Genomic DNA, 13171 nt, shown 5'->3' on the forward strand with positions numbered 1-13171 from the left:
ACGATTTATAAATAGTTGACTCTTAACTCCTTGTTCCTGCAAAAAAAAAGCGATACTGCACTAAAGCATCGAATTGAATGTCATTTAATCCTGTATAAAAATTCAAATTACACTTCAAGTTAGCTTGATAAATCGAAGGGGAATAAAAAATTTGATTTACCTGATTTTCAAACCGCTCGTCTTCTGCAAAAAACAGACTTTTTTCTTTAGGACAAAGTGTGTTAATAAAGTCTGCTACATAAATTTGTGGGACAAGTGAAAAAACATCTGTAATGTATGGATTCAAAAGTCCGTAAAGTAACGCCCCTGTTCCCCCTTTACTGGAACCAAAAGCAATCACTTTTTTATAACCATGTTTTTGAATAAACTCCGTTAGCTCTTGGTTTAATTTTTCGTGAATCATTTTACCGTGATCAACAAAATACCAACCATAAACACTTGAAAAGTGATCTTTTATAAAAAGATAATCCACTGTTTGAACTCGTTTGGAAAATTTCATCCAAGTATATCGCTCATGCATTTCTGCTATTTGCTCCTGATTAATTTCATTCAAAAACACTCCATGAATAGCATCATTTAAAGGTTTTGCAGCATTCTGGAAGACAAGGACAAGGATATCACTGCCATTTTGAAGGTGCATCCCATGTAGCACTGTCATTGAGATTCTCTCCTCACAATTTAACAATTCGAGTTTTTCGAATTGGCTGGCTTATTTTAGTTACTACTTCATTACTTTTCAAATGACGTACAAAAACCTTTACCCGATATTCACCACCGCTTTTAAGTAAAACTTGATGAGTATCAAATTTGGTATATTTCGATTTATCCACAGCTTCTGGAATCCCCGTCTGATAAGTGTAAAAAGCAAATTCATAATCACTAGGAGTTACTTTACGTGATATATGACATTTTACTTGTAAATAATCATCTGAAATAAAAACATCTAGTCCTTGAATCAATTCTTCTTGTTTCTTCATTTTTTTCCTCAATCTTTTCTTCATTTTAATTGCTCCTCATTGTGCTTTTGTAATCATGTCTTTTATGAGCTGTTCTATCTGAATCACAATTTTGTCACGTGAAAATTTTTTCGCTTGAATATTTTTTTTCGGCTTATAGTGGCTTCTTTCTCCCACTGTGCATCATAAATGAGACCTTCTGCCTCTTCCAAGTCTGATACAATATAGCGTTTCGGATATACTGTATCAGCACCTTTCCAATTACGAATAATTGGTACGGCACCACTTGCCATTGCCTCTGAAACAGATACATGCGATCCTTCAAAATCACTTGGGGATAGTAAATACCCAATTTTTTGTAACCATTTATCTACATCATTCCCGTGGGGGTCAAAGATGACGTTTTCTTTCCACGGAGCCCGATCAATTCGTTCGAATAGATCCGTGTAGTACTTTCTTTCCTTTTCTCTTGCCATTAGCCAAGGCAACTCTTCCGGTCGCTTACTTTTAATAAAAAGTTTATAGCGCGGATCTTTTTCCCACAGCTTTTCAAGCAAGTCGAGTGCTAGATCAAATCGCTTTCGCGCTGGTAAAATTCCGCAAATACCTAAATGAAACTGATGATCATCTGTTTTAGGTAAATCTAGTTTTGTGCTATCAATCAAATTATCTAAATAAACCATCTTATGTCTTGGAATTTCAAAAAGACGATGAAATTCTTCTAACATGTAAGGTGTGATCACAATAATTTTATCGATTTTTTCTTGTACCATTTGCCTCGGATAATTTAAATCTTTTTCCTGAAAATGCATTCGAGTGATTAACACTTGATCTCCTCTTTTATGCTTGGAATACCATACAGCATTTCCAAGTCCCCATTCACAAAAAATAACATCCGCCCATTTTAGACATTCTTGGCTATGCTTTTCATCATGCTTTTCATGTGATGTAAATAGATCTTCTCGCACCTCAAAATCAGGATGTTGTTCAAAATGTTCGATTAGCATCGTTGCAAATTTCAAATCATGCCCAGCAAATAGTAAATTTATTTTTTTTCTTTTTTAAAAGACCAAATAAAAATTTTTTCAATCGGTCATATGCGGCAGAAAAGGTAAAAGCTTTGCTCGCTTGATAAATTTTTTGAGCTGTCTCGAAATAAAGAGCATCATCTGATAGAACCGCCAAAGTTTTCTCAACAAAGTCAGTTTCATCATCAACAAAAAGTGGATAATCTTTACCTAGTAAATCCTCGTGCATTTTCGTCCGTCTCACAAGTGCAGGTTTCCCTAATCTACCATATTCAAGTAACTTACTTGAAAGTTCAACACTCTCGTCATTATCAAGGCTCTCGCTTCTCCAGCTTATTCCAACATCAGCTTCTGCAATCAGCGCTTGGCATTCTTCCCTCGATACGGCCCCCATCCAATCAATAGCTGCTGTTTCTTGAAAGGCCTTTTTTATACGCAGTTGGTTTTTTGGTTCTCGCAAACGCTCTTGAAATTTATCCCCTACAATTTGTGTATGGATCTGAGAATTTTCCTCTGCAAGTTTTTTTTGTAGCTTCAATAATCTCTTCTGTATACCAGTCTTCATGGAATTTTCCACTGTAAATCAAGCGCGAATGCCGATTTTGAAATCGCGGTAACTCATTCTCAAAATCAGGAATCATTGGATAGAGGAGTTGAATTTTTTCGCCATCAACCTCAACGAGTCTTTTAAATGCTTCTTTTGTTTCTTTTGTCTGTAGAAAAAGATAATCAAAATGATTATATACTCGTTTTAAGTCTGCTCTCTCCTCTCGTGTTGAGCGATTATCGTGTTTAAAATCTGTTAGATATGGAACTGTGATCGCTTGAAATACGTCATAATTCATGATTTCCCGTACAAGATTAAATCCACGAACAATCACAAGATCATAGGGGCTTTCTGCTTGCAGGCGGGCCATAATCTGAACAGCTTCTTCTACTGTTAAACGTGTATTTTTGGTGGAAAGCATTTTTGAAAATTCCTGAAAAGGTTGAATAACACGTAAATTGTCATAGCCCTCTAGCGCACTAGTTAAATGGTTATTTTGCTCCTTAGCTTTCAGTAGTAAATCTACTTGAATTCGCGAGTTTGAACTTAATACTGGAGCAATTGAAGTCAGCCATACTGCCGATCCATCCATAAAGTTCAAGTCGATGTCTCCATAAAGTAAGATTCGTAGTTTACTCATTTTATTCACTTCCTTTCTAAATTTCGACTTGATCACTTAGACTCTTCGTAGCTCTTCCTCCATTTTCAATGAAGTTAAACTTATCACTACTGAAAAATTTAGCGCCTTGACTCATATAAGGAGCCAAATTATGGTCTTGACGAAACTCTTCAAGCACAACATTTAAACCTTTCTTAAAGGAAAAATCTGTACGAATAATTGATCTTGAAGGTAATAATTCGCTTGTATAAATATACTCACTAAGTTGATTTACTGAAGCAAGTTCCTCATGTTCAAATAAGAAATAACTAGATTTTCCAATAAAATCTGCATCCGTATATATGGACGCAAGCATCAAGTCTTTCAAATAATTTCTTCCGTAAAAATGCTTATCATTCCACATCGTCATAAAATCTGTCGAAAATAATGTGAAGAAATCCGAATAGTGATCTAGATAATCAACTAAATAAATTGCAACTTTTTCACTTTGATAATCATTATAAATATGGTTAATATCTGAAAAGTTTTCGATATCCTGAATAAAAATCGCTAATTGTTTTTCTGGATAACTTTGTTTTTCGAATTCATTTATTGCCTGTCTGATATCGTTTTCTGATGCTGCAAAATAGATAACCGTTACTGAATTCTGCTTTACTTTTATTTCAGTTTGAACACCTAATTTGCCCAAGATAAATTGTAATCGATGCTTATACGTATGTTTTTCATAAATTTCGCGAATTCCCTCTAATGATTTACGGCGATATAAAGTTTCATTTTTTTTTCATGCCTTGTAATTGTTTGCGTAATTCCTCAGGCTTTTGCGAAATCATGACTAAATTTCCAAACAACCGATCAATTCCTTCTGAATAGCTACTAATGATCGGCGTTCCGCATGCCATCCCTTCAAATACTCGTCGTGAGAACATTGTCGGAGAATGGATAACGCTATTGACATTGAGCATAAAACGATAGCCTTTATAAGCCTTATCGATTTCATTGTAGGGGAGACTCCCTACAACATTCTCCGAAAACTGTTTAGGAAAACGAAACTCTGGTTCTGTTCTCTCAAAATTGCGGTCATAGATGACAAGTCCAAATTCTTTACTAATTTCTAACATTTCATCCATAATCTGCCGTCTTTCTTGATGACGATTCGCATAATAGGAACCCGCAAAACAAATAGCATCTTTTCTAGGCTCACTCAATTGGATAGGATTATGCAAAGTAGGATTAGCAGCGAATGGCAGTGCATATACATGCTCATGCTTTGCCTGTTTTTTATAATCCTCTATTTTGTTAGCATCCGAAGTGAAAATGTAATCAAATCTTTTCGCTGAATCAATGAATTTTTCAAAGTGAATCGGGTCTTCTTTATTCCAAAAAAGCGTTGGAATCCCCTGTTCCTTACACCATTTTAGTAGTGCAAATAGTTCATCGCGGTGAACATTGGCGTATTTCCCAATTTTATATTGCCAAGAATCAAAATTTCCATGCCAAGCAGACTCAACGAACAAAATATGCGGTTTATTTTCAGTCAAGACAGTTTGCCAATTTTCTGGCGTAAAAGTAATCAAGTCCACTTCTGATGAATAATTCGTCATTGTAAATTCATCGAAAATACAAGCTACTTTTAAATCTCGAAACTCTTTAATGGCTTCGATCGGGTTCTTAAGAGTTGTTAGACTTGCCGATCCTTTAACACTAGGTTGAAAGATTCGCTCTAAAATAATATTTTTAATCCGAACTATACCTTTTCCTGATACTTTCAAAGCAAGTCGGAGAAATTCCGTATTTTTACCCAACGTTATAAATTGCTCCTCTTCCACAGAAATCAATGTCGTTTGTTCCTTTTCGTATCCATCATATTCAGCAATCGCTAATTTAGCTTGAATGCCTTCTGACTGCTCAACTTCAAAATGAATTCGTAGTTTTTCTTCTGGTAAGACGCGGATCATATACTCGGGAAGTCTTGTAAATGCGACATTTTTTTCCATAAAGGAAGCATAATTGGATCTTTCCATGCTGTTAGCGAAGAAAAGGTCGTTTTCTACAGAATAAATATGCAGTCCTTCTTCTTCAATATGCCACCAATTTTTACTATCTAAGAGAATTTCTTCTGAAACTAACTTAGGTTGGATCTCAGAAATAATTTTTGTCTGAAAATAATTTATGGATTTATAAATTTGATTTACTTGCTCTTTAAAAGAATTTTCCTTCTTAGTTTCCAATACGTTCCAGTCCATTTCATTATTTTTGTATTTAGCACCTTTTGATAGCGCTCATTTAATGTTTTATATGCCTGTTCCTTTTGCTTAAATTGTCTGTCCAATTTAAAATTTGTGCTTTCCAGCTCTTCGCTTTTTTTTCACTAGTTCTTGTAAAACGTGACGTAATTCTTCTAATAAACTAAAGGTCTTTTGTTTATACTCACTTAATTCCGCCTTCGATTCTTTCAATTCTTTTATTAATTTTTCTTCCATCCTAGTTGCTTTCTCTGCTGTTCTTTTCGTTATTTCTAGTTCTTCCATTTTTTTTAGTAAAGACTTGTTTTTCTACAATACTTTCTTCAAATTGTTCTTGTAATTCCTTCATTTTTTGCTTTAATTGCTCATTTTCAGCTTTCAATGATATTTCTTTATGAATGGATTGTTCTAACTGAAGCTCCTTCTCTTTAAGTTGCCTCTCAAAAAACTGTTTTCCTGTAGTTACTGTCTCTAACTTCATTTTTCTCACTCCTTCACTAATCCTTGGTAAATTTGCAGAAACCGCTCTTGCTCTTTCTCCCAAGAATAATGATTTCGGACTCTTAAGGCATTTTTGCTCATTTCATCGCGAAGTTCAGGGTGATCCAGCATTTCGTTAATTCCTTCCGCGATGGAAGTGACATTATCCGATTGGACAACGATTCCAATTTTTTCTTTCATAACAACTTTTCTAATCTCTGGAAAAGAACAAGCCACGATAGGCACCCCTGCCATCATGTATTCAAATAGCTTATTTGAAGCGGCAGAAAAATGATTAAAACAAGTGTTATTTAGCAATTGAATCCCAAGATACGCACTTTTCGTATATCGTGGAAGCTCTGTTACAGGTACCTTGGGCAAAAATTTAATTCGCTTTTGCAATTCAAGTTTCTTCACTTGTTCCTTTAACTCATTTTCAAGCCTACCATCTCCAAGAAAAACAACGACACCGCGTTTAATTAATGGAACAGCATCAATTAACTTTTCTAATCCCCGTCCGCTCTGCAGACCACCTTGATAAAGTAAAATCGGCTCACTTTTATCAATATTTAATTTTTCATGTAGATCATAAGGAACTGTGGATTCATCGGATAAAAAAGGATAGTTATATATAACAGATGGATAAAATCCGTAAACCCGTCGAATAAATTTAGCCCTTGTATGATTTTCATGAATACACTCATCCACGAATCGTAACAACCATTTTTCAGCTATTCCATAATAAGCCGCGTTATAACCTGTTCGACTCAAATTCACTTCGTGTGAGTCAAAAATAAGTGGCTTTCTTTTCAGCCATTTTGCACAAATAACTGCTTGAAAAAGCGTATTTAAGTCATTCGCATGATAAATATCCGTCTGAGTGACGGCTCCCCAATAAGTCATTTCTAAAATCTGAATAAGCTTCTTCAACAAACTCCCACATTTTGTTTGATAGATAAGAAACCAAGCCATGACAAGAATTATTCCTATGAGAGGCCAGAAAAAGGCTACAATTCCCCATCCAAAAAGAATGAGTAACTTCGTCCAAAAATTTCTTGGTGCTGGCCAGTCAAAACGGATTCGACGTACATAAAAATAATCAAGTGGCTTCTCTAACTTGTTTTGATTGCCTCTTAAAGCAATCAAAACTACCTGATATCCTGCATTATGGAGGGCTGTACATTCTCGTAAAACACGTGCATCATTTGTAAACTCGTTCCAAACAAACATCGTGACTTTTTTCTTCATCATCGTCTCCAACTACAAATTTATTCAATAATGACTGATTCAATTCCCAACTGAAATGTTTTTCAGCATACGCCCTGCCATTTTCTCCATGGTAAAAACGTATTTCTGGATGACTTGCCCAGTCAAGCAACACCTTTTTAATCGCCATAATTTGTTTTTCTTCAAACACAATACCAGCACGAGCCTGTTCAATGATTTTTTTAGAATATCCAGAAGCAACGCCAATAATAGGAAGCGCTGAGCCCATGTAGTCAATAATTTTCCCTGGGATCACCGTATGCAAAATGGGAATGTTTTCTAAACCCACATATGCGATATCAGCACTTTTCAAATGTTCAATGATTTTTTGCCTCGGCTCAGGAGAACGTATTTCAATATTCCAAAGTCTTTCATCATTAATTCGTTTTCGGATTCGAGCATAATCTGCACCGTATCCAATCATTTGAAATCGAATATGGGGATGATCCTGCAAACTCTTAGCGAGTAAAATAAAACTATCCAGATCCTGTGCAGCCCCCATGTTTCCTACATAAACGACTTTGAAAAACTCCTTAGTGTTAAATTTTCTTTTGGAATAAAATTCTTTTGGCATCAGTGCATTAGGCAAAAAAAGGATTTCTTTACTCTCGCCCACCTTTTCTCGTATAAAGGGGATAAATCCTTCGCTATTGACAATGATTCTATCTGCCTTTTGATAAATAACTCTTTCTATCCAGTAACTTGATCGTCGAGCAATTGTAGCAATAAAGTGATTAAATATTTGCATTGACTCTGGCCATAAATCACGAACATCTAGGACCAATTCCGCTTTGAATTTTCTTTTGGCAAAAAGCGCAACTAACGGGATCGAAAGAGGTGGTGTTGTAGCAAGAACAATGTCAAAATTTTGCTTTTCCCGTCGAATAGCAAGTAACAATTTAATAAATACTTCTAAATAAAGTAAAAAACGAAAAAATAAATTCTTTTCCGTTGCATATCTACGTGTTTTTACCCGCTTAATTATAAATCCAGTCGATGAAGAAGAAGTTCTAAATTTATCTTTGGAATAAATGGCCCTTTGCGGATATTGCGGTTCTGTCGTAAACACAGTTACAGCTTCAGCTTCATTTAAGATTTCACAAATCCGTTCCATCCGATTGGCCGCACTTCCAATTTCCGGAGCAAAATTCTGCGTTATCACCAAAACTTTCTTTTTCATCTCGTTTCTCTGCTCCTTCACAATTTTGCCTCAAGAAATGCTACAAAGCATGGGCCCCTTTTTTATTTAATTCCGATATGTTTCCCAAGTTGCAATAATTAGGATTCTCGGCAAGTTGTGTTGCAATATTTTTTGTATCAAGAATAATTGCTTCAGAAGCTACCGTATCGAAGTCTTCTACTGTTAAATTTTTTAAATTCATTGTGATCTGCTAAAATTAATACAAAATTAGCTTGGTCAATCGTTTGTTGGAAATCTTTACTTGCAAAATCAACCTGGACATGAGGATCGAAGGCAACAACTTGATAATTTGCATGAAAAGCAAGTTGGTCGAAAATCTCCACTGCAGGACTTTCTCGTATATCATCAATATTTCCTTTGTATGTTAGCCCTAGAACAGCAATTTTAGGATTAGTGATGTCTTGGACAGTTTCTTCCACTTTTTGAACGATAAAACTTGGCATTTGCGAGTTAATTGCACGAGCTGCTTGTATCAAAGGGGTTTTTTTCTGGTGCTTTTTCAATAATGAAATAGGGATCCACTGCTAAACAATGCCCCCCAACACCTGGACCTGGTGAGTGTAGATTTACACGTGGATGCTTATTGGCTAATTCAATAACTTCCAGTGCATCAATATCAAGTTCATCACAAACCTTAACGAGTTCATTAGCTAGCGCAATATTAACATCGCGATACGTATTTTCCATCAACTTCGACATTTCTGCAGCGGAGGCTGTCGTTTCTAAGAGTTCACCTTGCACAAATGTTTTGTATACTTTTTTCCCTGCCTCTGTACAAGCTTCTGTAACTCCACCAATAATACGATTGTTATGAATTAACTCATGCATCACTTGTCCTGGCAAAACTCGCTCTGGGCAATGTACGAGAAAAACATCTTTCCCAACTGTAAATCCACTTGCTTCTACCATTGGACAAATATGATCCATCATGGAACGCGGGGCAATGGTTGACTCAATAATGATCGTGTTTCCTTTTTCAAGAACCGGAAGTACCGATGTCACTGCACTCTTCACATAATCTAAATTACAAGACTTATAAGCATCCTCATGATTAGGAGTTGGAACAGAGATAATAAATGCATCAGCGGGTTCTATTTCTTTTCCAGCATGAAACTTCCCACTCCTAAGTGCCTTATCTAATTCTTCTTGTAGCCCTGGTTCTTCAATATGAATGTGTCCACTGGTCAATTTATTTATAACCGAATCATTGACATCCACGCCACATACCTGCTGTCCATGATTCGCAAACATAAGTGCAGTGGGTAAGCCAATATAGCCTAACCCGACAACTGTAATTTTCAATGTATATCCTTCTTTCCCGTATTTATTTAGCTTCTGGAATCACGATATTCCATTCTGCCAATTCTTTTTTCTCTGGCGTATAGGATAATTTAGCATTTTTTATACTCTTAGGTATTTCAAACGAAACTTTCCCTTCTAATGTTTTTCCTGGTTGAAAAGCATCCCCGAAGGTACTTCCATTAGCCGATACTTTGTAAGTTTTACCCTTTGCCTTCATAGTAAAGTCATAAGCCCCTACCCCAACTTCTGCAACATCATTATTTGTAAATTTCATTTCTAGTGTGACAAGATTCTTATCACCTTTACCGTTTTCGGTCGTCTTAACGTTTACTATTTTCATATCAATCTTATTTACCGTTTTTGTAACATACATTTCTTCTTTAGATGTTTTTGCCGTTTCTGTTTTGTCACTTTTACTATCTGACTGACTATTTGAAGTAGAACTACATCCCGTTGCTACAATCATCACAATAACAGCAACTAGCATACTTAAAAAAACTTTTCTTTTTTTCATTTTTCAAATTCACCTTATTCTTCATAGTAATATAAAGGACTGCTTGACTTAACAGTCCTTTATATCAATTTTTATTTGGTAAGAACGACATTTGCTTGTGCAAATACTGTGTTAGAATCATCCATACCGATAACTTCTACTTTACTAGCTTCCGTAATCCCTTTATCCTTTGCGTAGTAACGGAAAGTGCCATCCGCATTTACTACTGTAAATGAGGTAAGTGTTGTGCCGTCCACTTTAAGTCCAACACGTTTCACGTTGCCAGTTACTTTACCTGTAATATAGCTCGTTCCCACTTTATAGCTATCTGGTGTAATGGTTCCTGTCAAATCGACAACTTTTACCGTTGCCCGACTCAACTCTTCGCCTCTTGCACTTAGCCCAATAACCTCTACCTGACTCCCTGCTTTAATATTTTTGTCATTAACAAAGTAGCTGTATGTGCCATCACTTTTAACAAGAGTTAGTGCATTCGGATAAGCTTTACCATCAACTGATATGGTCACTTTGGTTACGTCTCCAGTGGCTGTACCCGTCACATAGTAGTCTCCTACGTTAAACGTGTCAGCTGAAATTGTACCCGATGCACCAATGATCGGAACTGCATCGCGATCTAATTCTTCATAATTAGAACTATAACCAATCACTTCTACTTTACTATCTGCAGTTAAATTTAAACCGCCCACATAGTATTTAAAAGTTCCATCCGGATTTACCACGACAATCGACGTTTTTTCTACTCCATCAACGGAAATACGTACTTTAGCCACATCTCCCGTACTTGTCCCCGTGATATAGCTACTTCCAACTTTATATTCATCTGCTGTAATGGTTCCCGAACCAGCAACAAGTTGGACAGGTTTACGATCTAATTCCACGCCATTTTTACTTAACCCGACAAGTTCAACATTTTGATCGATACTTGTCACCACATCGCGTGCATAATAATTAATTTTTCCATCTTTCACAGGAATGGTTTTTCCTGTATAAACACCATCAACATATAACTGAACTTTCGTAATGGTACCTGTATAAGTTCCTGTAATGTAGGAATCCGTTCCTACTTTGAAAGTATTCGGACTCAGAACGCCACCGCTTTTAATCAAATTAACTTTAGCACGATCGAGCTCTTTTCCATTAATGTCATAAGCAACGACTTCTACATTTTGATTCGTATCTAAAATCTTAGTTGACCCTACATAAAGACTGTATGGGCTTGAAGTTGGGAATTTTTGACCAGACATTTTACCATCGATCATGATGACAAGTTTATGAACATCTCCCGTATAAGTTCCTGTTACAGTCCAGTCTTCACCAATGATGAAATCATCTGCTGTAACTGTTCCTTTAAGAACCCGATCGTAATAAACTGTAATGTCTTTATCGCCTGTTCCCATCGTTCCAGTTAAACTCTCTGAAGATGAGTTATACGTATAATCTGTAATGGTTTCCTTAGGAACGCTGTAACTATCTCCTTCTTTTACAGTAGCTGTATAATCAGCATGAATTTGCTTACCCGTTTCTTTATCGACATAGTGTGCAGTTAACTTATGCTCAGCAATATTTTTTGTATAGTAAAGTGTAATTTCTTTGTCGACGCTTCCCATTGTTCCAGTTAAGCTATCTGAAGAAGAGTCATACGTATAATCTGCAATAGTTTCTTTAGGCGCAGTATAAGCATCTCCTTCTTTCACATTAGCTACATAATCTGTATGAACTGTTTCACCAGTGTCTTTATCCACATAATGAACTGTCAATTTATGATTTTCTTTTTTATTATAATAAAGCGTTACTTCACGATCTTGCATACCCATTGTTCCAGTCAACGGATCTGAAGAAGAGTCATACGTATAATCCGCAATTTCATCATTAGGAATAGAATACGTATTTCCTTCAGTCACATTAACAGAGTAATCATCTTTTAATTTTTGACCTGTCTTTTTATCGACATAATGAGCAGTTACCTTGTGTTGCTGAGGCAATTCATTGATTCCAATTAGAAAATCATGTGCTCCCGTGCGATGTCCAGTTGAGCCTGTGAATCCCCAGTAAACTTCATTCGATCCAAAAGTTGTATTTGGGTCAATTACGTAAGAATTACTTACACCATTAAATGTATAAGTAAACTTATGATTTGTTGCATCCCAGTGGATGCTAAGTTTCTTCCACGAGCCATCTGCGATTTGCTCTGTCATATAACTGACTGCATTATGTGGCTGAGCTTCAAGTTTTCCAAGATTTTGTGGAGTCACAAAAGCGGTATGACCATATGTGTTTTCAATTAAATTCTGATCATAAGCATCTAGGTCCGAATTATTAAAGTAAGAATCATATTCAAAAGATAAAGCGTTTTGAATATATGAACCATCCCAAGAATAAGCACCAAGCGCTTGTCCATCATCTCCAAGTGCAGTTATCCCTCTGCTGTCGTTGTGCATTGTAAAGGTGATTCCATCTGCAAACTTCGAATCTGGATCAGTTTTACCAAAATACAAGTAAGCTCCAAGTGTAAAGTCTTTAGATAAATTCAGTTTATAGTTTGCAAATATGGATCCTGCTTGATAATACCCTGTAGCGAGGCTAACCGCTTTCCCATCACTACTAATTGATGCATTTCCATTACCTGGTTCAAAAGTCTTTGTTAAATCTTCAATTTCTTCTGGTGGAGCTGGTACATCAGAGGTTGATGTATCTGCTGCTTTCGCTTTTTGCTCCCACGGTCCAGCAACATTTAAGACAGGCGCAACCGTCAGAAAAGCAATAAATAAAGAAATAATACCCTTTTTCAACAATTTCATTTCTATCAGTACTCCTTTAACTTCTTATATTGGGAAAGACATCGGTCCTCCACCATAGTTCCATATATTCTCTATTTTTATGCAAATGATATATAGGTTTGTCTTCATCATCTATCTTTACTACACGATCTGAAGTTTGGATCACCTCCTTCAAAAAAACTATTTGGTAAGATTAATTATAAGTCGGTAACCTCTTAAAAGCAGTTCATTTTTTTTT

At 36.0% G+C, this 13171-nt stretch carries 13 protein-coding genes and 1 pseudogene; all 14 read right to left on the reverse strand.

Annotated elements, in window-relative coordinates; all coding sequences use genetic code 11:
- Positions 1-22: 22 nt before the first annotated feature.
- The gene (locus tag MAQA_RS02720; protein ID WP_241463046.1) at positions 23-658 is read right to left on the reverse strand and encodes a hypothetical protein; all 636 of its coding nucleotides are present in this window, start codon (positions 656-658) and stop codon (positions 23-25) included.
- 13 nt (positions 659-671) lie between these two features.
- Complete coding sequence (locus MAQA_RS02725; RefSeq protein ID WP_036071130.1) at positions 672-1001, reverse strand: hypothetical protein; 330 nt, start codon at positions 999-1001, stop codon at positions 672-674.
- Positions 1002-1060: 59 nt separating this feature from the next.
- The gene (locus MAQA_RS15190; RefSeq protein WP_052008424.1) at positions 1061-1978 is read right to left on the reverse strand and encodes a glycosyltransferase; all 918 of its coding nucleotides are present in this window, start codon (positions 1976-1978) and stop codon (positions 1061-1063) included.
- Position 1979: 1 nt separating this feature from the next.
- Complete coding sequence (locus MAQA_RS15195) at positions 1980-2522, reverse strand: glycosyltransferase family protein (protein WP_036071132.1); 543 nt, start codon at positions 2520-2522, stop codon at positions 1980-1982.
- Entirely contained in the window at positions 2458-3171 is a 714-nt protein-coding gene (locus tag MAQA_RS15200) for a hypothetical protein (protein ID WP_036071135.1), read from the reverse strand. Before MAQA_RS15200 ends, MAQA_RS15195 begins: the two co-directional genes overlap by 65 nt.
- A 16-nt stretch (positions 3172-3187) precedes the next feature.
- Complete coding sequence (locus MAQA_RS15205; RefSeq protein ID WP_241463047.1) at positions 3188-3838, reverse strand: hypothetical protein; 651 nt, start codon at positions 3836-3838, stop codon at positions 3188-3190.
- Between the two features lie 82 nt (positions 3839-3920).
- Positions 3921-5378, reverse strand: a complete 1458-nt coding sequence (locus tag MAQA_RS02745; RefSeq protein ID WP_241463048.1) for a CgeB family protein — start codon at positions 5376-5378, stop codon at positions 3921-3923.
- Between the two features lie 102 nt (positions 5379-5480).
- A complete protein-coding gene (locus tag MAQA_RS14525; protein ID WP_159099952.1) occupies positions 5481-5630 on the reverse strand; it encodes a hypothetical protein in 150 nt (49 codons plus the stop codon).
- Position 5631: 1 nt separating this feature from the next.
- A complete protein-coding gene (locus MAQA_RS02750; RefSeq protein ID WP_036071138.1) occupies positions 5632-5874 on the reverse strand; it encodes a hypothetical protein in 243 nt (80 codons plus the stop codon).
- Positions 5875-5879: 5 nt separating this feature from the next.
- Entirely contained in the window at positions 5880-7124 is a 1245-nt protein-coding gene (locus MAQA_RS02755; protein WP_036071140.1) for a glycosyltransferase, read from the reverse strand.
- A complete protein-coding gene (locus tag MAQA_RS02760) occupies positions 7075-8319 on the reverse strand; it encodes a glycosyltransferase family 4 protein (protein ID WP_052008425.1) in 1245 nt (414 codons plus the stop codon). Before MAQA_RS02760 ends, MAQA_RS02755 begins: the two co-directional genes overlap by 50 nt.
- 40 nt (positions 8320-8359) lie before the next feature.
- Positions 8360-9642, reverse strand: a pseudogene (locus tag MAQA_RS02765) (nucleotide sugar dehydrogenase).
- A gap of 22 nt (positions 9643-9664) precedes the next feature.
- Entirely contained in the window at positions 9665-10156 is a 492-nt protein-coding gene (locus MAQA_RS02770; protein ID WP_036071143.1) for a DUF4352 domain-containing protein, read from the reverse strand.
- 71 nt (positions 10157-10227) lie between these two features.
- The gene (locus MAQA_RS02775; protein WP_036071146.1) at positions 10228-12954 is read right to left on the reverse strand and encodes an immunoglobulin-like domain-containing protein; all 2727 of its coding nucleotides are present in this window, start codon (positions 12952-12954) and stop codon (positions 10228-10230) included.
- Between the last annotated feature and the right edge of the window lie 217 nt (positions 12955-13171).

This window comes from Listeria aquatica FSL S10-1188, from assembly GCF_000525795.1.
Taxonomy (GTDB): domain Bacteria; phylum Bacillota; class Bacilli; order Lactobacillales; family Listeriaceae; genus Listeria; species Listeria aquatica.

Bases quoted from the DNA above. Each gene is read 5' to 3' on its own strand.
- MAQA_RS02720 (WP_241463046.1), bottom strand. From the start codon at position 658: ATGACAGTGCTACATGGGATGCACCTTCAAAATGGCAGTGATATCCTT.
- MAQA_RS02725 (WP_036071130.1), bottom strand. From the start codon at position 1,001: ATGAAGAAAAGATTGAGGAAAAAAATGAAGAAACAAGAAGAATTGATT.
- MAQA_RS15200 (WP_036071135.1), bottom strand. From the start codon at position 3,171: ATGAGTAAACTACGAATCTTACTTTATGGAGACATCGACTTGAACTTT.
- MAQA_RS14525 (WP_159099952.1), bottom strand. From the start codon at position 5,630: ATGGAAGAAAAATTAATAAAAGAATTGAAAGAATCGAAGGCGGAATTA.
- MAQA_RS02750 (WP_036071138.1), bottom strand. From the start codon at position 5,874: ATGAAGTTAGAGACAGTAACTACAGGAAAACAGTTTTTTGAGAGGCAA.
- MAQA_RS02755 (WP_036071140.1), bottom strand. From the start codon at position 7,124: ATGATGAAGAAAAAAGTCACGATGTTTGTTTGGAACGAGTTTACAAAT.
- MAQA_RS02760 (WP_052008425.1), bottom strand. From the start codon at position 8,319: ATGAAAAAGAAAGTTTTGGTGATAACGCAGAATTTTGCTCCGGAAATT.
- MAQA_RS02770 (WP_036071143.1), bottom strand. From the start codon at position 10,156: ATGAAAAAAAGAAAAGTTTTTTTAAGTATGCTAGTTGCTGTTATTGTG.
- MAQA_RS02775 (WP_036071146.1), bottom strand. From the start codon at position 12,954: ATGAAATTGTTGAAAAAGGGTATTATTTCTTTATTTATTGCTTTTCTG.